Raw genomic sequence first — 20,771 nt, forward strand, 5'->3', positions numbered from 1 at the left:
GTACCAACGGGAGCTCTTCATGCGTTTCGCCCGCACCGCCCTGGGCCTGTTGCTGACTCTGGCCGGCCTGGTGGTCACGCTTGCCGGAGCGGTCGCCGCCTTCTGGCTGGTCGGCCCGGACAACACCATCACCACCGGCAGCCGGCAGTTCACCAGCCAAGGCCTGGCCGTCATCACCGCGCCCGACCTGCTCGACCGGCACGGACCGACCCTGCACGTGACCGCGACCGGCGACAGACCGCTCTTCGTCGGCGTCGGCCAGGACCTGGACGTCGCGAACTACCTCGCCGGTACGGCGCACACGCGGCTGATCCGGTTCGACCCGCCGGCGTCGTACGGCACGCAGGAGATGCGCGGCCGCAGCGCCAAACTGATGCCACCCGGCGAGCTCGACTGGTGGGTCGCGCAGGCCGGTGGGTCCGGTCAGCAGTCCGTCGCCTGGCCGATCCAGGACGGTCGGTACGACGTGGTCGTGATGAACGCGGACGGGACGCCGGCCGTCGGTGCGGACGTGCGGTTCGGCGTCGAGGTCGACCGGGCGTTCGGGATCTGCCTGCTGGTGCTCGGTGCCGGGATCCTGGTGCTCACCCTCGGCCTGCTGCTGACCTTCCGCCGCCGCTCCCCAGCGGCCGCCCCAGCCCCCGTCCGGGTAGCCCCCGCCCCAGTCGCCCCCGCCCCGGCTGCTCCTACCCCGGCTGCTCCTGCTTTTGCTGGCCCGAGTCCGTTCGCGCCGGCTGCGACGGAGGCTGTCAGAGAGGATGTCCCGGCCTACCGGGCGCCGGTGATCAAGCCCGTCGAGCAGCGGGAGCCGATCACCACGGCGCCGATGCTGATGTCACCCGTCGCGGTGGCGAAGGCGAAGTCCCCGGCCTTCCTGATCGCGGTCGGCGCGGTCGCCGACGACGAGGAGCCCCGGTGCGACGAGACGACGTACGCGGAAGAAGCACAGCAGGTCGAGGACACGGTGGAGCTGGAGCCGGTGCGGCTGCGCGTGGTCGAGCCGGAGACCGTGAGCCTCGAGGAGTCGCCGGAGTTCGAGCGGAGCGACGAGGCCGTGCGGAAGACCGCGGCGCTTCTGGCCAGCGGCGCTTTGTTGCTCACGACAACGAGTTGCGGACTGCTGCCGGCCAAGAACAGCGCGGCCGCGCCGGAGACCCGGCCGGCTGTCACGCTCGCGGACGCACAGGCCGTCGTCCAGCGGTACAACCAGCTCAACAACCAGGCGAACCAGGCCCGCGACGCCAAGGTGGCCGAGACCATCGAGGCGAACCCGACACTGGCCCAGACGCGGGCCGGTTACCTGATCGGCCGCAAACTCGACGCTGCCGGCAAGGCCAAGAGCAAGCCGTTCACCTTCACCGACCCGCAGATCGGCGCGCCGGAGTTCGGGTCGTACCCGATGCGGTTCGTGGTCAGCTCCGGCATGTCGACCGACCCCGGCAGCCGTCAACTCGGCGTCTGGCAACGGCAGAGCGCCGGCACGCCGTGGCTGCTGACGAACTCGGTCTACCCGCTGAAGACGGTGAAGCTCCCGTCGATGGAGGGCCTGCGGACGCCGACCCAGGCCGACCTGGACGCGCTCCACAGCCTGCCCTCGTCGGCCGCGACCAACCTCGCGGCGTACCTGTCCGAGGGCGTGGCGTCGGCCAAGGCCAAGCTGTTCGTCCCGTCTCCGGGCACGACGAGCCTCCTCGAGCGCCGGGCCAAGTCGAAGGTGGCGGACACCAAGGAGACGTACATCGCGAGCGTCGCCGACACCTTCGCGCCGGACGGCGAGCCACTCACTTTCATCACCTCGACCGGCGAGGCACTGGTCTTCCTCAGCCTCACCGAGCAGTACCTGCAGCGGGTGGAGCCGGGCTCGAACGCGTACTGGACCAGCGGCGAGGCGACCGCGTTCAGCAGCATGGTCAAGTACACCCAGACCATCCACCAGGACTACCTCTACCAGGCCGCCCTCGTGATCCCGGCCAAATCCGCCGGCGGCAGCATCCGCATCCTCTCCATCGACGGCCAGCTCGTCGGTGCCGGAGGTTCCTGAACTAACAACTTGTAAGCGGTTGCCGAAAGATAGTTCCGGCTGATTGACTCCCGGGGTGAGGTTTTTCCCTTTCGCCCGGGAGTACCAGTGGACATCACCCGCCGCCGCCTGCTGTCGTTCGTGCCCGCCACCGCGCTGCTGACCGCGATCAACCCTGCCCCGGCCGCCCGCGCTGCGACCATGACTACTGCGACCATGACTGCCGTGGACGTCGACGCGAGTCAGTTGCTCGCCAACGCGGTCGCGATCCACGCCGGTACGGCGGAGTCCAACGCCCGCCCCGAGGTCGCCGCCAAACTCGCCACCCTGGACGCGACCGCCCGGACCTGGCTCGACGCGATGGATCGGGCCGGAGCGGGTGAGCTCTTCGCCGGGCTCCCCCTCGGCACGAGCGATCCGAACCTCAATGCGTCGTACCAGCACCTCTACGAGATCGCGCTCGCGACCAAGCGCCCCGGCCCGGCCTCGGACCTGCAGGGCAACGAGCAGGTCCGCGCCCGCGTCGCCGAGAAGCTCGTCTGGCTGCACGAGAACTACTACGGCGACCAGTCGAAGGGGTACTACGGCAACTGGTTCAACTGGGAGATCGGCATCTCGACGCATGTCTCGAAGACGCTGGCCCTGCTCGACGCACCCGCCGCACTCGTCGCGCTGTACGTCCCGTCGATGGACGCGTACCTGCGCAACGGCAAGGACGGCGACGTCGACCTCGACTCCCGCTTCCACACCGGCGCCAACCTGGTCGACATCACCGCCAACCGTGTCCTGCAGGGCGCGTTGATGGGTGACGACGCGCGGATCCGGAAGGCCTTGCAGGACCAGTTCACCGTGTTCGCGACGGTTGATCCGTACAACCTCCAGCACGGCGTCACCGACGGGTACTACGCCGACGGCTCGTTCATCCAGCACTCGTCGGTCGCCTACACCGGCTCGTACGGGAAGGGCCTGCTCAGCCGGGTCGTCCAGACCATCAAGGTGCTCGCCGGCACGGAGTACGCGCAGAGCGACGAGCTCGTCGGCGTGGTCCAGGGCTGGGTCGAGCACGGGTTCGCGCCGCTGATCTTCGAGGGCTGGATGATGGAGATCGTCAAGGGCCGGGCGGTGTCCCGGACCACCACCGGGTACGCCGACGTGGCGGTCGTGGTGGAGGCGATCGTCGACTTGGCCGACTACGCGACCGGCGACGACGCGGCCCGACTCAAGTCGTTCGCGAAGTTCACGGCCCAGCCGACGATCAACCCGAACAGCTTCGTCTCCCCGGTCAGCATCGCCCGGTTCGCCGACATCAAGGCCGATCCCGCGATCGTGCCGGCCGACCTCAACCCGGCCGCGAGTACGACGGCGTTCAACGCGATGGACCGCACCGTGCACCGGCGGCCCGGGTACGTCTTCGCATTGGCCCGCAACTCGGACCGCATCAGCAAGTACGAGTACATGAGCGGCGAGAACCTGCTCCCCTGGTTCCAGGGCGACGGCGCGCACTATCTCTACCTGGCCGGCCAGGACCAGACCCTGTCGTACGGCGTGGACTACTTCACGACCGTGTCGCCGTACGCGCTGGCCGGTGTCACCGCGCCGGTCGAGGCCCGCAAGACGATCCCCGAGCTGTACGGGACGCCGTACTACAACAACCCGAGTCACCCGCTGAACTTCACGTCGTCCAGTGAGTCGCAGAACACCTACGTCTACTTCCCGACCGGGACCAACCCGCACTCCGGTGGCGCGACCCTCGATGCGTACGGCGCGGTCGGCTGGGTCCAGTCGAGTGACTTCGCCTACGCGTCGCGCGACATCCTGCCCGACGATTTCGTCGTCTACCGCAACGCCGAGGCGACCAAGTCGTGGTTCATGCTCGACGACGAGATCGTCGTACTGGCTGCCGGCGTCGGCGACGACAGCCGCGCGGTGACGACCACGCTCGACACCCGGATCGCCGCACCTGGTGATGCCGTTTCGATCACCGGCGTACGACGGGATGGTCGCGATTGGAGCGGGACGGGTACGACTGACCCGCGGTGGTTGCGGTATGCGAACGGCTCGGTGTCGCTTGGCTACTACTTCCTGCAGCCGACTCAGGTGTCGGTGGAGCTCCAGCAGGTGACGCGGAGCCGGCGAGTGGTGCGGACCGCGAACCCGGACACGGCGGTGACCAAGCAGGTCTTCGGACTGACCGTCGCACAGCCGGCCGGGTCCAGGCGATCCCTCGCCTACGCATTGGTGCCTAACGCAACAGAATCCGGGATCCGGTCGTACGGTCATGGCCGGATCGCGGTGCTGTCGAACACTCCACGTATGCAGGCGATCCAGCATCTCGGGCTGGGGCTGACCGGTCTGAACAGCTTTGGTCCTGGTCGTCACAACGTGCCCGGGTTGACCGTCGACGGGCCGGCGTCGGTGCTGCTGCAACGGCATCGGGATCGCACGATCACGGTCGCCGCGTCCGACCCGACCACGGCGCGCGACACGATCACGGTGAACCTGTGGGCGCAGTACCTGCGGTCGGTCTCCGCGGATCCCGGCGTACAGGTGGTACGGACCGTGACCGGGACGCGGCTGACGTTCACGACTCACCACAGCTATGGGCGGAGCCTGACGGTCAAGCTTGCTCCAGCCGGGTGATCAGGGTCTGCATGGTGGCGAGCGTCGTACTCAGATCGTCGAGGTCGACGCCGTCACTGAGCTTGTCGGCCCACGGGTGCTGGGCGACGGAGATCTGCCGGATCGCCCAGTAGCCGGCCTCGGTGCAGGCGAGCAGTTTGGCGCGGCGGTGGGCCGGGTTCGGCCGGTACTCCGCCAGGCCGCGGTCGACCAGGAGGTCGGCGACGCGCTGCACGCCCTGACGGCTGACGCCCATGATCCGGCCGACCTCGGCGACCGACCGCGGTTCGTCCAGGACGCCGCCGAGGACCTGCCACCACGCGGCGGTCAGCCCGCCGTGGGCGGCGAGGTCCTGGGCGGCCTCCATCAGCCGGGCGTTCAGCCGGAAGGTGGCGATGATGACGTCGGTCAACAGCGCACCACCTTCCGACGCGGGCCCCGGCTCCGGCCAGTCCTTGCGTGGTGGAACAGTCATCAGCCGACGAGCGCCGGGTAAGCGGACGGGTCGGCGCGGTGGAACACCGCCTCGTACGCGTCCAGCCTCTCGTCCGACGCGAGCCCGAGCCGCTGCAGCGTCGCCCGCGCGAACTGCACCGGCGAGTCCGGGCCGGCCGTGATCAGATCGCCGTCGACCACCGCGCGCTCGTCCACGTAGTTGTCACCGCCCTGGTAGCCGGTGGCCAGCAGGTACTCCTTCACCGCGCTGGTGTGCTTGCGGTCGTCGAGCAGACCCGCCCTCGCAAGCCCCGCCGTCGCGCCACAGATGGCCGCAACCGGCTTCCCGGCCTCGAGGAACCGCTGCGCCACCTTCGTGAACGCCTCCCCCTCACCTTCATCCCATTTCGCCGACCCGGCCAGCACCAGCAGATCGCCATCCTCAGGCTCGACATCCGCCAGCACCATGTCCGGCACGATCCGCAACCCACCCATAGTCGTCACCGCCCCAGCCGACTCAGCCACCGTCACGACATTCCACTGCTCCCCGGTAAACCGCCCAGTCCGCAACTCAACCAGCAGATACCCGATCTCCCAGTCCGCCCACGTCTCGTAAACACCCACATAAGCCGTCTTGTTCATAGACAACATACTGTCATCACGACAACATGTTGTCAATAGCTAAATAGGGTGCGCTAGCCCTTTCGTGCTGGAACGCTGACCGGCATGTCCGTACGACGCCTGACCCTCGACGACTGGCCCGCTCTCTGGCCCCTCCTCCAGGGCTTCGGAACCGGCCTGACCGAAGGGGAGACCCGCTCGCTGTACGCCGAACTCGTCGATGACCCGCGCTGGGTCGCCCTCGGGTACGAGGACCACGGCCTGCACGGCTACGCAGTCGTCCAGGACTACGGCCCACACCTCCGCGCCGGCCGCCGCCACCAGGGACGCCTCCACGATCTCTACGTCCACCCCGATCACCGCCGTACCGGAGTCGGCCGAGCCCTCATGTCCGCCGTCACCGACTGGGCGTCCACCCGAGTCCACTACCTCGAATGGCAGGCCCACCACGAACGAGCCGCCCCCTTCTACGAACACCTAGGCCACCCCGGCACCCCCTGCCCCCAACCCGACTACCCCACCTTCGAACTCGAATTCACCACCGCGGGAGCGCGCCGTGCAGTCCTGCGGCAGCCACTTGGGCAACCCGATGGCGTTGACGTCGCTGCGGAAATCTCACGCAGCCGCGCGGACGAACGGTGAGCCCTGCCTGGTCGTGGGGAAACAAACTTGCACCAGGTGGCGAAAGGTTTCCCCTCGACTCGTCATCCACCGAGTGGCAGGAGTACGGCGCGCGGCAGGGTGAACGCGGTCAGCACGAGCCCCGCGACGTGCGGGGCGATCCCGGTCGCCGCCCAGCCGAGCGCGGAGAACAGCGCGCTGTCGCCGAACGCCGAGAGTGTGGACCCTGCCAGCCAGCCGGAGTAGCCGCGCTTCACCCGTCCAGCCGGACAGGCATCACCAGTGTGGTGAACGTGCCTTGGTCGGCCGAGCGTACGACGACCGGCCGGTCGGGAGCGCAGATCTCGAGGAGTACGTCGGGTCCGACACTCGCCTCCAACGCCGCGGCCAGCAGCGACGCGGTGAACCCGATCCGGATCGACCCCGACCCGATCACCTCGAGCTTGACCTCACCGTCGATCCGCAACTCCCCCGAATCGATGTCAAAGGCAACAACCTCGCGCCCCTCCAGCGCAGCCCGCAACGCCGCCCGATCCACCACCACCCGGCACCCGGGCGGCGTCAGCCCGTCCAGAATCACCTGGTACGCCGGATAGTCCGCCGAAACCACCGCGAGTTCGCGCGCTTCCCCATCCCGCACGATCACCGCCGTACCCGGCCCGGCCTCAAGCCGCACGACGTCACCTGCGGCGACCCACCGGCTCAACCCGCTCAACTCCGCCGCCGGCACCAGCAACCGCGCCGCCACCCCACTGAACTCGACCGGCTGCACCGTGCGCACCGACAGCCGATACCGATCACTCGCCACAAATGTCACCTCGTCGGGCGCGAGCTCGATCAGCACACACTCGAGCACAGCCAGTTCTGTGTCCGGCGCGGAGGCCGCAGCGGGGGTTACTTGGCGGAGGGCGCTGGCTAGTTCTGGGCCGCCTAGGACTGCGACGGTGCGGTCGGCCAGGAGGCCGGTGAGGAGGTGGTCGGCGGCGGCTCGGGCGGCAGCGGTTTTCGCCTCGACCGTGCGCAGGTGGGCGCGTACGACGGCCGCGAGCTCGGCCGGGTCCGCGTCGAGGGCAACGCGTACTTCCGCGAGCGGGAGGTCGATCTCGCGGAGGTCCCGCAGCAGCCGGGCCCGGGGTTGCTGCGAGAGGGCGTAGTACCGGTAGCCGTTGGTCTCGTCGACCGAGGCGGGCGGGAGTACGCCGCAGTCGTCGTAAAAGCGCAATGCACTAGGCGCCAGCCCCACCAACCGGGCGAACTCACTGATTGTCAGCATCCCCCGACCCTCCGCCCTGAACCAACTCGAAGGTCAAGCCGAAGGAACCTCACCCGCGCAGCCGGCCCCAGAGGGAGAGGGTTTTGCCCAGGCGCTCCGTGCGGATCCACTCGAGGATGCTCTTGGCGGACCGCTCCGGCGAGACGTCACCGCGCACCGAGCGAGGAACGAATTTGCGGAGCTCCGCCGCGTCCGCCAGCGCCTCCTCGATCTGCGCCTCCGGCCAACCCCGCCGGGCCAGCCGTTTCCGTCGTACCGCGTCCGCGCAGTCCAGATGCAGCCACCTCCCCTCGGGCAGCTCCGACGGCAGCCCCGGGGTCAGCAGCAGGACCGGGATCCCGGACCGCCGGATCAGCTCGGTGATCCGTAACCACAGCGCGTTGTACGCCGGCCAGATCGGTGCCGCGGTCGGACTCGCGATATCGATCCCGAGCAACCGTCCGTGATCGTCCAGCAACTCGTCCATGTCCATCACGACCATGTTCCCGGGACTCAGCCGTACCAGTTCAGGTACGACGGTCGACTTCCCGGAACCGGGTGCACCCGTCACCACGAAGAGCCTCGTCACAGAGACCAGTGTCGGTCACTCGATCACGAGACTCGCAGGAGGCCGCGCGTCTCCCCCGGCAACCGGCAGTCCACCGGCTCCTGGAGTGATCGAACCGAGCACACTCGAGTGCCGCGCACCCGTGCAACTCGGCACCGTCCCACCCAGTCCGTTCACGGTCAGAAACCCGAGTACGGCGAACGCGTACGCCTCCTTGGCCGCCGACGGCAACCCCAGCTCGTCGGTACTGCGCAGTGGCACCGTCCCCAACTCCGACGCCAGCAGATGCATCAGCACCGGATTGCGGATGCCACCGCCCGACGCGATCACCTCGGTCCCGCCGTACCGCCGTACGGCGTCAGCGACCGTCCGCGCGGTCAGCGTCGTCACCGTGGCGACCAGGTCATCGGGCGGGATGTCCGGCAGACCCTCGAGGGCCTGGGCGAGATAGGCGAGGTTGAACAGCTCCTTGCCCGTGCTCTTCGGCGCCGGCCGGCCGTAGTACGGCTCGGCCAGCAACCGCTTGAGCAGCTCCCCGTGGACCTGCCCGCGGCCGGCCATCGCCCCGTCCGGGTCGAACGGCCGGCCGGTCAGGTCAGTGACGACCGCGTCGATCAGCGCGTTCGCCGGCCCGGTGTCGAACGCGACCGGCTCGCCGTTCACCACGGTGATGTTCGCGATCCCACCGAGGTTCAGCGCGATCGGTACGCCGGGCCGTCCGCGCAACCAGAGCACGTCGAGGATGCTCACCAGCGGTGCGCCCTGACCACCGGCCGCGACGTCACGAGTCCGCAGATCCGACACCACAGTCGTCCCCGTCGCCTCCGCGATCCAGGCCGGCTGGCCCAGCTGCAGCGTCCCCCGGACCGCACCGCCGTCGACCCAGTGGAACACCGTCTGACCATGAGACACGATCAGATCGGCGTACCCACCGCACAGTTGCTCGACCGCCCGCCGCGCGACCTCGGCGAACGCCTGCCCGATCCCGGTGTCCAGCCGGCACACCTGCTCCATCGACGTACTTGCCGGGGGCAATGATTCGGCAATCGAGGCCCGCAGCCCAGCCGGATACGGCTGGCTCAGCATTCCCAGCGGCGTCAGCACCAGCCGGTCGCCGTCCAATCGCAGGTCAGCTGCTGCGGCGTCGATGGCGTCGTACGACGTCCCGGACATCAGACCGATGACGCGCATGTCAGTCCCGCAACTCCCGTCGATGGTCGTCGCCGCGCAAGGTCAGCAGCGCGACCACACTCACCGCACAGGTCGCGACCACGTAGTACGCCGGGATGTCGATGTTCTTGGTCCGCTTGATCAGCTCGGTGATGATCAGCCCGGCCGACCCGGAGAACACCGCGTTGGACAGCGAGTACGCCAGCCCGAGACCGGTATAGCGGGCCCGGGTCGGGAACATCTCCGCCAGCATCGCCGGACCGGGCCCGGCCATCAGCCCGACGACCAGACCGGCGGCGAACACCGCGAACCCCTTGGCCGCGTTCCCGGCCTCCTTGTCCTGCAGCAGGTTCATCAACGGGAACGCCAGTACGACGACCAACGCGGCGCCGGCCACCATCACCGGCCGCCGCCCGATCCGGTCGCTCAGCCAACCGGCCGGAAGGATCGACGCGGCGAACCCGGCGTTCGCCAGCACGGTCGCGACCAGCGCCTGCTGGAACGTCGCGTTCAACGTGGCCTGCAGGTACGACGGCATCACCACGAGGAAGGTGTAGCCGGCCGCCGACCAGCCCATCAGCCGGCCGATCCCCAGAGCGATCGCCTTGGCCACCTCACCGGCGCCGGCCGGTCGCGGTTCCTCCTGCTGTACCCGGGAGAAGCTCGGCGTCTCATCCAGCCGGAGCCGCAACCACAGTGCGACCAGACCGAGCGGTAACGCGAGCAGGAACGGCACCCGCCAGCCCCAGTCGGTCAGCGCCTCCTTGCTCAGCACCGTGGCCAGGGTCGCCGCCAGCCCCGCACCCGCGAGCAGCCCGAGTGCGACCGTGAATGACTGCCAAGCGCCGTACAGACCGCGCTTCGTCTTCGGCGCGAACTCGGTCATGATCGACACCGCTCCGCCGAACTCGCCACCCGCCGACAACCCCTGCAGCGCCCGCACCAGCGTCAGCAACCACGGCGCCGCCGCACCGACGGTCGCGTACGTCGGCAGCAGACCGATCAGCGTGGTCGACAGGGTCATCAGCAGCAGGACCAGGATCAGCGTCGGGCGCCGGCCGATCCGGTCGCCGACCCGGCCGAAGAGAGCGGCGCCGATCGGCCGGAAGAAGAAGGCCAGCGCGAACGAGGCGTACGTCTTGATCAGGCTCTCGGCGTCGCTGGTCGACGTACTGCTGAAGAAGTTCGCCGCGATCACGGTCGCGAAGAAACCGTAGGCACCGAACTCGTACCACTCGACGAAGTTGCCGACCGTCCCCGCGACCAGCGACCGCCGGGTCCGGGTGTCCGTCTGTGCGGTGGTGCTCATCGGGGTCCTCTCCTCGATGTCGTAAGTTTTTCCCACCCCGGATACACATCTTCGTCCATTAGTTCCGACAGCGCGACCTCCGCTTGACAGCGTGTCCCGGAGCACCGAAGATCGGGCTGCTATACCGGTTTAGTGTTTGCCCCGCCCAGCAGACCAGGAGTTCACCGATGAGCCATCGCCCCATGCGCAGAAGAACCCTCTTGTCAGCCATCGCCGCGACGTCCGCCGGCGTCGCACTACCCGCCCAGGCGCACGCGAAACCGCGCCCGCGCGCGAAGACCGGACCGATCTCGGTTGTCTATGTCGAGGTCAACAACGAGAGCATGACGAACGCGGCCAAGTACACCCTCGCCAAGGGGGGTGCGCAGGTGTTCGACATCGCGGTCATCTTCGCGGCGAACATCAACTACGACGGCACGAACGCCTACCTGCACGTCAACGAGAACGTGCAGAACGTGCTCGACAACGTGGCGACCGAGGTCCGGCCGCTGCAACAGAAGGGCATCAAGGTCCTGCTGTCCATCCTCGGCAACCACCAGGGCGCCGGGTTCGCCAACTTCCCGTCCCAGCAGGCCGCCGACGCGTTCGCCCAGGAGCTTGCCGACGCGGTGACGACGTACGGGCTCGACGGGATCGACTTCGACGACGAGTACGCCGAATACGGCAACAACGGCACCGGCCAGCCGAACGACAGCTCGTTCGTCTACCTCGTCTCGGCCCTGCGCGCGAAGCTGCCGAACAAGCTCATCACGCTGTACGACATCGGCCCGGCCTCAGACCGGCTGACCTACAACGGCGTGAGCATCGCGAACACCTTCGACTACGCCTGGAACCCGTACTACGGCACCTGGTCCGTCCCGAGTGGCCCGAGCGACAAGTCCCGCCTCTCGCCGGCCGCCGTGTCGTTCACCGGCACCAGCTCGTCCACCGCCGCAACGCTCGCCCAGCGCACGGTCGCCGACGGGTACGGCGTCTTCCTCACCTACAACCTGACCTCGGCGAACACGGCCACCTACATCTCCGCCTTCACCAACAAGCTCTACGGAAGCGCCGCCGTCTACACCCCCTAGAGGTGGTACTCCCAGCCTGGTCGCCACTCGAAGGGGGCGGCGACCAGGTCCTCGAGGGAGGCGCGACTGTCCAGGAGGTGGTCGAGGGACCAGCGGTTCGCCGAGTGCGCGACCACGAGCACCACCTGGCCGTCGTGCCAGCGCTTGAGATCTTCGAGGAACGAGCGAGTCAGCTCCATCACCTCCCAGTAGCTCTGCCCGCCGGGGAACGGTGCGTGCACCCGTTCCGCCCGCGGCTCGAGCGCGCTCCGGGGCGATCCGTTCAGCGAGCCGTAGTTGCACTCGCGCAGGCGCCAGTCCTGGAAGTGCGGCACCGTCAGGCCAGCCGCCTCCACGGTCTGGACCGCGCGACGCAGGTCGGAACTGAACACGACGTCGACCCGCTGGCGCCGCGCACCCAGCTCCGCGGCCTCCCGCCGCCCCTTCTCGGAGAGCTCGCCGGGCAGCCATCCCGTCGCGATTCCTTGCTCGTTGTCGAGCGTGGTCGAGTGCGTCTCGTAGATCAGCGTGACCGTCACCTGGACAAGTCTCCTGGATCACCTTCCAGACAAACGCCTTTGCCTTCGTTACTCGTGGGTATATACTTAAGTTACTCGTGAGTACCATGCTGCGAAGAGGTAGGGGAACACCTGTGAGAGAGCGTAGCGATCGAACAAATATGCACAGCAGCCTCTGGCTCACGCCGAAGCCGAGCGGAGCGAGGTGAAGGCGTGAGCCACTACAAGTCGAATCTGCGGGACATCGAGTTCAACCTGCTCGAGGTCCTGGGCCGGGACTCGGTGCTCGGGCAGGGCCCGTACGCCGAGATGGACGTCGACACCGCCCGTGAGGTGCTGGCCGAGATCGACCGGCTGGCCAAGCACGAGCTGGCCGAGTCGTTCGCCGAGGCCGACCGCAACCCGCCGGTGTTCGACGCCGAGGCGCACGAGGTGCGGATGCCGGAGGCGTTCAAGAAGAGCTACCACGCCTACATGGACGCCGAGTGGTTCAAGCTCGAGCTGCCGGCCGAGCTGGGCGGTCAGCCCACGCCGCCGTCGCTGCGCTGGGCCGCCGCCGAGCTGGTGCTCGGCGCCAACCCGCCGGTGCACATGTACGCCGCCGGCCCCAACTTCGCGCACGTGCTCTGGCGCAACGGCACCGAGCGGGACCAGAAGATCGCGCACCACATCATCGAGCGCGGCTGGGGCGCCACCATGGTGCTGACCGAGCCGGACGCCGGTTCCGACGTGGGCGCCGGCCGGACCAAGGCCACCCTGCAGGACGACGGCAGCTGGCACATCGAGGGCGTCAAGCGGTTCATCACCTCGGGTGAGCACGACATGACCGAGAACATCGTCCACCTGGTGCTGGCCCGGCCGCAGGGCATCGAGGGTGTCGGCGGTCCCGGTACGAAGGGGCTGAGCCTGTTCGTCGTACCGAAGCACCACTTCGACCTGGAGACCGGCGAGCTGACCGGGGAGCGCAACGGCGCCTTCGTCACGAACGTCGAGAAGAAGATGGGCATCAAGGTGTCCACCACCTGCGAGATCACCTTCGGCGACGGGACGCCGGCCAAGGGCTGGCTGCTCGGCGAGGTGCACGACGGCATCGCGCAGATGTTCCAGGTGATCGAGTACGCCCGGATGATGGTCGGGACGAAGGCGATCGCGACCCTGTCCACCGGCTACCTGAACGCACTCGAGTACGCCAAGGAGCGGGTCCAGGGCGCCGACCTGACCCAGCCGGCCAAGGACGCGCCGCGGGTCACCATCACCCACCACCCCGACGTCCGCCGTTCGCTGCTGACGCAGAAGGCGTACGCCGAGGCGCTGCGGGCGCTGGTCCTGTTCACCGCGACGTACCAGGACCGGGCCGAGCAGGCGCGGTACGCCGGTGAGCACGACGTGGTCGCCGAGGGTGTGAACGACCTGCTGCTCCCGCTGGTCAAGGGCTACGGCTCGGAGAAGTCGTGGACGCTGCTCGGCACCGAGTCGCTGCAGACCTTCGGCGGCTCCGGCTTCCTGCAGGACTACCCGATCGAGCAGTACGTCCGGGATGCCAAGATCGACACCCTGTACGAGGGCACCACCGCGATCCAGGGCCAGGACCTGTTCTTCCGCAAGATCATCAAAGACCAGGGCAAGGCACTGGGCCACCTGGCCGAGCAGATCCAGGGCTTCGTCGCCTCCGAGGCCGGCAACGGCCGGCTGAAGGAGGAGCGGGCGCTGCTGGCGAAGGGCCTGGAGGACACCCAGAAGATCCTCGGGGTGATGGGCCAGGCGCTGATGGCGAGCAACCCGCAGGCGGAGAACGGCGACCCGCGCAACATCTACAAGGTCGGGCTGAACACCTCGCGGCTGCTGTTCGTGCTGGGTGACGTGGTCTGCTCCTGGCTGATGCTGCGGCAGGCCGAGGTCGCGCTGAACAAGCTCGGCGGCGAGCTGTCCCCATCCGAGCAGGACTTCTACACCGGCAAGGTCGCGGCGGCCCAGTGGTTCGTCCGGTCCACGATGCCGTCGGTCCGGGCCGAGCGGGTCAAGGCCGAGCTCACCGACCTCGACGTGATGGACCTGCCCGAGTCCGCCTTCTGATTCCCCTGCCCTCCGGCTCGGTCACTTGCGCGGATCGAGCCGGAGGTCGGGGCAGTTTGGATCTGCCCCGGGTTGCCCCGCGATCTGCCCTGGTGAGGAACAGCTGCACAGAGGAACGTTTCTGCCCGTGGCACCCCTGCGACCCTGGCTCGGCTTCCCCTGTCCGAGCCAGGGCCGTGCCATTACGTAGGCTGTCCGCGATGTTCTTCCGTGTGCTCCGCCTCGCCGCTCTGCTCGGCGTCCTGGCGTTCCTCCCAGTCCTCCCCGCGCGGGCCGCGACGCCGGAGCTGCCGGACCGGATCGCGGCCAGCTGGCAGAGCGACCGGATCTACGTCGACGAGCGGCTGCGCCCGGTCCCGGAACTGGACCGGATCCGCGCGGAGGCCGGGACCGTCGACTTCGCTGTGTACGTCGCTCTCGTGCCACGGACGCCGTACACGCGGGAGAAACTGAGCGATCTGGTCACGTTGCTGCAGGCTCGGGTCGGGCAGCCTGGGCTGTACGTGGTGGCCGTGGTCTCCGACAACTACTGGTCCGAGATGGCGGAGCTGTACCGGCCGGCCGGGCTGAGGGGCCGGGATCTCAGCAGCGTCCGGCGAGACGACGAGCAGTACCGGGACATCATCGACGACCGGCCGGCGCCTCAGGTCGTACGGATGATTCAGCAGGCCGCGACGGCGTACGACGGTCGCCCGCTGCCCGCGATCCCGGCCGGCGATCTGGAGCCGGAGACCGGGCCGAGCGGTCCGTCGGTCACGGATCTGGAGGATCGGTCCGTGTTCATCGGCCTGGCGATCGGTGCGCTGGCTGGTTTCGGGCTGACGCTCTGGCTCGCACTGCGTCGCCGGACTCGGCCCGCCAAGCAGGTGCCCGCCGGTGGGTCACCCGTCAAGGTCGAGGTGATGCAGGCCCAGGCGGACGACTGGATCGAGCGGGCGCAGACAGCACTCGACCGGTTGGACAAACGGCGCGGGAAGTCGGTCAAGGACCTCGATCGACGCGACGACGCCTACCGTCGCCTGGACGCGGCCCGCAAGCTGCGGGACGGGCAGCCGGAGGATCTGCTCGCGGTGACGGGTGCCTTCGTGCTGGCCCGCCAGGCCGAGGCCGGCGCGAGTCGAGGTCAGGTTCTGAGGCCGTGTTTCTTCGATCCGACCCACCGGTCCGGGACGACACCGGTCACCTGGTCGGACGACATCGAGGTGCCGGCCTGCCGTCAGTGTGCGCGAATCCTTCGCAAGGGTGAGACGCCGTACGGTCTGCAGGTCTGGAAGCGGTCCGGCCTGATCGGTCGCGAGCACGTCGCTTACTGGACGCTGGATCCGGAGGACAGCCTGATGGTGGAGACCGGGTTCGGAGCGCTCTCGGACGACCTGCCCGAGCGGGTGGCGCAGCTCCAGGACGAGGTCCGATGAGACGACTCTTGCTGTTGCTCCTAGCAACCATGTTGTGCCTCGTGCCGAGTGCTGCGTGGGCCGCGGTTCCGTCGGATCCGCGAGTGACCGCTGCGGCTGCGGCCTGGGCGACACAGCCCTTGTCCGTCGACCCGGACTACACGTCCCTGATCGACGCTGAGCAGTCCGCCGAGCTGCTCCGCGAGATCGAGGCCGCACCGGTTCCGGTGTACGTCGCCGTCGTACCGACCGGGGAATGGTTCCCGGAGAAGGGCGACACGGCGCTGTTGGCCGGCTGGCTCGCTGCCGCTCATCAGAAACCTGGGTTGTACGTCGTGATGGACGGTGACATGACGTACGGCGTTGAGCACGACATTGCGGCGTGGACGGTCGACAGGATGGTGGCAGAGGCCCGGGAGTCGATGAGCAGCCAGCTCTCGGCATTCCTCGGCAAGGTCAAGGTCGGGGACCAGTACAGCGCCAAGCCGGCGCGCACGGAGCCGTACGCGCCGCAGCCAGAGCCGTCGTACCCCGAGGAGCGGTTCACCGTGGGCAAGGCCATCGGCAATGGGGCAGGCGGCGGCGTACTCGGGTTGGTGGGCGGCTCGCTGCTCGCTGGAGTCGTGCTCGGAGTGGCAGCGCTGGTTGCCCGACGACGTGGAGGAACGCGGTGAAGACCCGGTTGGCCCTGACTGTCCTGCTGACGCTGCTGGTGTCGCTGACCGCCGTACCCGCTCAGGCGCAGACGCCGGCCGAGCGCGCTCGGGAGATCGCGGCGGCGCTGGCCAAGGATCCGTTGTACGTCGATCCGGCGTACAAGTCGGCGCTGCCGGAGAACCTGCGGGCCGACGTCCGGGCGAAGGCGAAGGCGCTCGGGTACCCGGTCTACTCGATCGTGCTCCCGTTGACGCCGAGCGACGCGTTCCAGGGCGCGGAGAGCAACGTGCTCACCCTGGTCATCGATGCGCTCGGGAAGCCCGGTGTGTACGTCGTGGTCGACGGCGGCAGCCAGTTCCCCTGGTACGAGGCACACGACGTACCGCAAGTGGGCGAGGACAAGTTGCGGGCGGCCCGGAAGCAGGCGCTCGAGGACACCGGGTACGACGCCGGGCCGACCGAGGTGTTGGCCCGGATGTACGAGCTGCTGGCGGCTCCCGGACTGCCTGCGACGACGCCGACCTCGACCGCTCCGCGGTCCGGGGACGAGGAGGACCCTGAGTCCTCGGGTGGTGGATCGATCGCGCTGATCGTCGGACTGGGTATCGCCGCGCTGGTCGGACTGGGGCTGATCATCGGACTGCGGAAACCCAGGGCTGATCGTCCACGGCGGGAGAAGCCGTTCAGCATTCCGCCGCATGTCGCCGCGTCTGTCGCCGCCGAGCGGCGTCGTCGCCTGACTCACGAGACGAACGCCGAGCTCACCACGTTGGGCTCGGCGCTGGCCGCGTTGCCTGATGCCAAGGGTGAGGGCTTGCGGCATCAGCAGGCCGCTCTCGACGCTCATCACGCCGCCGGCAAGGTGCTCGACTCGTCGGAGGATCTCGTCGACGTGGTCGGTGCGATGGTGCTGCTGGACAAGGCGCGGCGCGAGTACGACGCTGCCCTCGCGGCGGCGGCTGGTCGAAAGCTGGACGTCGTACCGGAGTTGTGTGCTTTCAATCCCTTGCACGGAAGGTCCTCCGGGCGGCCGACCCAGGTCGAGGCTGACGGGACGACGTTGACGCTGCCGTTGTGTGCCGAGTGCCGGCAGGCGCTCAAGCGCGGCAAGGCGCCGGCTTCGCTGCCGGGTGAGGACGGGCCTTACTGGCATGGCGACGATCTCTGGGCGCGAACCTTCTTCGGCAACCTCGACGACGATCTCGCCGCCGCCGTGTCCCGGGGCGAGTACCGGTCCTGACCTCAGGCGTCCCTGGGGTGTGGCTCAGGGGTGCCTCGGGGGATCTGCCTGATCCTGCCTCAGCATCACCCGGCCTACTGTCGAGCGACAGGCTGGGCGGGGTTTCGAGATGAGGCGGATGATGGCGGAGAGCAAGCAGCTCGGGGCGGTGCTTCTGGTGGCCGGGGCGGCACTGGCGTTCTGGCAGTTCGGGGACCGGGACTCCACCGACGACCACGAGATCGGCGAGAAGATCACCACGGTCCAGCTGGCCGCCAAGAGCGCCGACGTCACCATCAAGGTGTCCGACGACGACAAGACCACGGTCCAGGAGAAGCGCACGTTCTGGCTGTGGAAGAAGGGCGACGCCTACTCGGTCGACGACGGGGTGCTGAAGCTCGACGGCGACTGCGGGTGGCAGTGCAGCGCCGACTTCGTCGTCACCGTTCCACGCGGCACCAAGGTGACCGGTGAGAACGGCAGCGGCGACATCTCGATTGCCGGGGTCAGCGGGGTGGACGCCCAGTCGCGGTCCGGCACGATCGAGATCAGCGACGTCACCGGTGACGTGAAGCTCGACCTGACGTCCGGCGACGTGGTGGTAAAGGACCTGACCGGGAAGCTCGACGTGACGGCGACCTCGGGAGACATCGAGGCGTCCGGTCTCAAGGGCGGTGCGGTGAACGCACAGACCACCTCCGGCGACCTCGAACTCGAGTTGGCCGAGGCGAACGACGTACGCGCCAAAGGCACCAGCAGCGACATCAAGGTGACCGCACCGGCCGGCAGCTGGAACGTCAGCACCGAGACCCGCAGCGGCGAGGTCGAGAACGAACTGGGCGACGAGTCGAACGGCAGCCACACTCTTGAGGCCACCACGACCAGCGGCGACATCGAACTGCACACCAGCTGAGTAGCCGGGTTTGCCGGTGGGTACTTGAGTCCTCGTTCGGTGGTGTAACAGACACGCGCTGTGCATGGATTACGCCGCGTGAGCGGAGTAGCGTCGACTGTGTAAGGCGAACTTCACGAGGAGGCTCGCATGAGCGAGCGGAGCGAGCTCATCATCAGGCGCTGCGCATGTCGTGCCTCATGCGCGCCCGGAGCGAAGCGAGGACGTGCATGAGTATCGGTGTGGGGATCTTTCTGATGGTCGTGGGTGCCGTGCTGGCGTTCGCCGTCCAGGACTCGTGGGACGCCGTGAACCTGACGGCCGTCGGCTACATCCTGATCCTCGCCGGACTGGCTGGGATCGCACTCTCCTTCTACATCACCAATCGGCGCCGTCGGGTCGAGACCGACGCGATCGATCCGGCGATCGAGGAGGAGTACCGGGTGGTCGAGGAGCACCACCGCGACGTCAAGGAGTAGACGCTCCGGACAGCACCAACTCGAGCCGCGTGGCGCCGTCCGGCGTCACGCGGATTGGCACGCCCCAGTCCTGCCGGTGCATGTGACACGCGGGGAACTCGACCTCGGCGGAGTCATCACACGAAGCAGCCTGTACGGCGACGTGCAGCACCCCGTCTCCGACCCGCTCATCGAGGACGAGCCGGCGGGTGAGGTCGGTCGAGTCGCCGGCACCTTCGCGCAACAGTGACTCAGGCGTCGATGACACCAGCAGCCTCGTCGACGGGCCGTAGCGATCGTCCAGCTTCTGACCCGGCGGCGGCGTGAACACGACCTCGAGCGTGACCTCGCCGCCGGCCACGTCCATCGGCGGCCGCTGCGTCCTGGTGCTGAACTCGTCCGCGGTCGCCGATGCGCCCAGCGGGACGCGGGCCAGCCGGTGGGCGGCCGACTCGACCACGAGCAGCTCGTTGCCTACGACAACAGCACCGCTGGGCTCGGCGAGTCCGGTCGCCATCGTGTCGACCACCTCGGTGCGCGGGTCGTACCGTCGTACGGCGCCGTTGTAGGTGTCGGCGATGGCGATCGAACCATCGGGCAGGACGGTCACACCGAGCGGATGCTGCAGTAGGGCCTCACTCGCCTTGCCGTCGCGCAGGCCGAAGTCGAACAGGCCCGTGCCGACGGCCGTGTGCACCTCGGTGTCGATCCAGCGCAGCGCGGAGATCTCGGAGTCGGCCAGCCAAAGGCGATCGCCGTCGACGGCCAGACCGCTCGTCTGCGCGAACCACGCGTCCGTCAGCGCACCGTCCTTCAACCCCTCATTGGTGGTGCCTGCGGCAACTTCGGTGATCTTCGTGAACGGGTCGAACGTCCATAGCTGGTGTACGCCGGCCATCGCGATCCAGATCTTGTCCTGCCACCAGGCGACATCCCACGGCGAGCTCAGGACGTCGGTGCCGTCGCCGTCCATCCATTGCTTGCCGGTGCCGACCAAGGTGGTGACCTGGCCGGTCTCCAGGGTGATCCCGCGCAGTGCGTGGTTCACCGTGTCGGCGACGACGACGTCGTACCCGAGCTTGCCGGCGACATCCGCGGGCAGGACGGTGAGCCCGTTCGGCTCCGAGAAGGCCGCCTGGTCCCCGTCGGTGAAACCACGTTGGCCGGTGCCGAAGCGTCGTACGACGGTGGTCGCGTCCTCGGCCAGCTGGACGATGCTGTGGTTCCCCGCGTCGGCGACCAGGAATCCCTTGTCCAGGGCAACCACCTTCGCCGGGAAGCGGAGATCGGTCGGCTCGGGTTTCGGAGCGACGTACGGCGACTTGCCGCGCGTCAGCGTACCGGCTTGCTCGTGCTCGGCGATGAGCTCGGCCAGTTGGGCGTCGAGGGCGTGCGCGTGGCCTTCACCGGAGTACTGCGCGACGATGTACCCGTTCGGATCCACCAGCACCAGCGTCGGCCAGGCGCGGGCCGTGTAGTTCTGCCAGGTCACCAGCTCGGGATCGTCCAGCACCGGATGCCCCACCTCGTACCGCTCCACCGCGGCCCGGACCGCGGCCTCCTCCCCTTCATGCGCGAACTTCGGCGAATGCACCCCGACAATCACCAGGGCATCCCCGTACTTCTCCTCCAACGGCCGCAACTCATCCAACACATGCAGACAGTTGATGCAGCAAAAGGTCCAGAAATCCAGAAGTAAGAACCGTCCCCGGAAGTCCGAGAGCGACAACTCCCGCCCACCCGTGTTCAACCACCCACGACCCCTGAGCTCCGGCGCGCGCACATGCATGGCTCCATTCTCCGCCCCCGCCCAACCGCCCAGGTCAGCCATCCGGCCAGCGGACCCCCACGCCATCACAATCCCCCCGGCCCAAGGCCCTCCTGCGGGGGCACAGC

Annotated in this window: 19 protein-coding genes; 10 read left to right on the top strand and 9 right to left on the bottom strand. The window is 68.4% G+C overall.

Annotated features, from left to right (window positions below):
- Positions 1–19: 19 nt before the first annotated feature.
- Entirely contained in the window at positions 20–2,041 is a 2,022-nt protein-coding gene (locus tag V9K99_RS14825) for a hypothetical protein (protein ID WP_337323496.1), read from the top strand.
- Positions 2,042–2,128: 87 nt separating this feature from the next.
- Positions 2,129–4,660 (top strand): polysaccharide lyase family 8 super-sandwich domain-containing protein, encoded by a 2,532-nt coding sequence (locus V9K99_RS14830; RefSeq protein ID WP_337323495.1) that lies wholly within the window; start codon positions 2,129–2,131, stop codon positions 4,658–4,660.
- Here the strand turns inward: V9K99_RS14830 and V9K99_RS14835 are convergent.
- Positions 4,638–5,114: a MarR family winged helix-turn-helix transcriptional regulator gene (locus V9K99_RS14835; protein WP_337323494.1), complete on the bottom strand. Its 477-nt coding sequence runs from the start codon at positions 5,112–5,114 to the stop codon at positions 4,638–4,640. The two genes, V9K99_RS14830 and V9K99_RS14835, sit on opposite strands and share 23 nt — an antisense overlap.
- Positions 5,114–5,716 (bottom strand): DJ-1/PfpI family protein, encoded by a 603-nt coding sequence (locus V9K99_RS14840; protein WP_337323493.1) that lies wholly within the window; start codon positions 5,714–5,716, stop codon positions 5,114–5,116. The genes V9K99_RS14835 and V9K99_RS14840 overlap by 1 nt, the downstream gene beginning before the upstream one ends.
- Positions 5,717–5,800: 84 nt before the next feature.
- Here V9K99_RS14840 and V9K99_RS14845 point away from each other — a divergent pair, with 84 nt between their 5' ends.
- Positions 5,801–6,337 (top strand): GNAT family N-acetyltransferase, encoded by a 537-nt coding sequence (locus tag V9K99_RS14845; RefSeq protein ID WP_337323492.1) that lies wholly within the window; start codon positions 5,801–5,803, stop codon positions 6,335–6,337.
- A 62-nt stretch (positions 6,338–6,399) separates the two neighbouring features.
- Here V9K99_RS14845 and V9K99_RS14850 read toward each other — a convergent pair whose 3' ends face one another.
- Genes V9K99_RS14850 through V9K99_RS14870 form a run of 5 tightly spaced genes read right to left on the bottom strand, consistent with a single transcriptional unit; the run spans position 6,400 to position 10,615 of the window.
- On the bottom strand, positions 6,400–6,573 hold the full coding sequence (locus tag V9K99_RS14850; RefSeq protein WP_337323491.1) for a hypothetical protein: 174 nt from the start codon (positions 6,571–6,573) through the stop codon (positions 6,400–6,402).
- Complete coding sequence (locus tag V9K99_RS14855) at positions 6,570–7,589, bottom strand: DNA polymerase III subunit beta family protein (RefSeq protein ID WP_337323490.1); 1,020 nt, start codon at positions 7,587–7,589, stop codon at positions 6,570–6,572. Before V9K99_RS14855 ends, V9K99_RS14850 begins: the two co-directional genes overlap by 4 nt.
- Before the next feature lie 49 nt (positions 7,590–7,638).
- A complete protein-coding gene (locus tag V9K99_RS14860) occupies positions 7,639–8,157 on the bottom strand; it encodes an AAA family ATPase (protein ID WP_337323489.1) in 519 nt (172 codons plus the stop codon).
- Positions 8,158–8,172: 15 nt separating this feature from the next.
- Positions 8,173–9,327, bottom strand: coding sequence for an anhydro-N-acetylmuramic acid kinase (locus V9K99_RS14865; RefSeq protein WP_337323488.1), 1,155 nt, complete (start codon positions 9,325–9,327; stop codon positions 8,173–8,175).
- A 1-nt stretch (position 9,328) separates the two neighbouring features.
- Positions 9,329–10,615 carry an MFS transporter gene (locus V9K99_RS14870; RefSeq protein ID WP_337323487.1) on the bottom strand — a complete coding sequence of 429 codons (1,287 nt, stop codon included), beginning with the start codon at positions 10,613–10,615 and terminating at the stop codon, positions 9,329–9,331.
- Positions 10,616–10,782: 167 nt separating this feature from the next.
- On the opposite strand from V9K99_RS14870, the gene V9K99_RS14875 reads away from it, so the two are divergent.
- Positions 10,783–11,685, top strand: a complete 903-nt coding sequence (locus V9K99_RS14875) for an endo-beta-N-acetylglucosaminidase H (protein WP_337323486.1) — start codon at positions 10,783–10,785, stop codon at positions 11,683–11,685.
- On the opposite strand, the gene V9K99_RS14880 is transcribed toward V9K99_RS14875, so the two are convergent.
- On the bottom strand, positions 11,682–12,203 hold the full coding sequence (locus V9K99_RS14880) for a histidine phosphatase family protein (protein WP_337323485.1): 522 nt from the start codon (positions 12,201–12,203) through the stop codon (positions 11,682–11,684). The two genes, V9K99_RS14875 and V9K99_RS14880, sit on opposite strands and share 4 nt — an antisense overlap.
- A 192-nt stretch (positions 12,204–12,395) precedes the next feature.
- Between V9K99_RS14880 and V9K99_RS14885 the strand changes: the two genes are divergently transcribed.
- From V9K99_RS14885 to V9K99_RS14910, 6 genes are all read left to right on the top strand, one after another.
- A complete protein-coding gene (locus V9K99_RS14885; RefSeq protein ID WP_337323484.1) occupies positions 12,396–14,255 on the top strand; it encodes an acyl-CoA dehydrogenase in 1,860 nt (619 codons plus the stop codon).
- Positions 14,256–14,455: 200 nt separating this feature from the next.
- Positions 14,456–15,670 (top strand): hypothetical protein, encoded by a 1,215-nt coding sequence (locus V9K99_RS14890; RefSeq protein WP_337323483.1) that lies wholly within the window; start codon positions 14,456–14,458, stop codon positions 15,668–15,670.
- A complete protein-coding gene (locus V9K99_RS14895) occupies positions 15,667–16,323 on the top strand; it encodes a hypothetical protein (RefSeq protein WP_337323482.1) in 657 nt (218 codons plus the stop codon). The genes V9K99_RS14890 and V9K99_RS14895 overlap by 4 nt, the downstream gene beginning before the upstream one ends.
- A complete protein-coding gene (locus V9K99_RS14900) occupies positions 16,320–17,546 on the top strand; it encodes a hypothetical protein (protein WP_337323481.1) in 1,227 nt (408 codons plus the stop codon). The genes V9K99_RS14895 and V9K99_RS14900 overlap by 4 nt, the downstream gene beginning before the upstream one ends.
- Positions 17,547–17,655: 109 nt before the next feature.
- Positions 17,656–18,438 carry a DUF4097 family beta strand repeat-containing protein gene (locus V9K99_RS14905; RefSeq protein ID WP_337323480.1) on the top strand — a complete coding sequence of 261 codons (783 nt, stop codon included), beginning with the start codon at positions 17,656–17,658 and terminating at the stop codon, positions 18,436–18,438.
- Positions 18,439–18,647: 209 nt separating this feature from the next.
- The gene (locus tag V9K99_RS14910; protein ID WP_337323479.1) at positions 18,648–18,896 is read left to right on the top strand and encodes a DUF6458 family protein; all 249 of its coding nucleotides are present in this window, start codon (positions 18,648–18,650) and stop codon (positions 18,894–18,896) included.
- Here the strand turns inward: V9K99_RS14910 and V9K99_RS14915 are convergent.
- A complete protein-coding gene (locus V9K99_RS14915) occupies positions 18,886–20,706 on the bottom strand; it encodes an NHL domain-containing thioredoxin family protein (RefSeq protein ID WP_337336393.1) in 1,821 nt (606 codons plus the stop codon). The genes V9K99_RS14910 and V9K99_RS14915 overlap by 11 nt on opposite strands.
- Positions 20,707–20,771 lie beyond the last annotated feature (65 nt).

Source organism: Kribbella sp. CCNWLW201 (assembly GCF_037203805.1).
In the GTDB taxonomy this organism is placed as follows: domain Bacteria; phylum Actinomycetota; class Actinomycetes; order Propionibacteriales; family Kribbellaceae; genus Kribbella.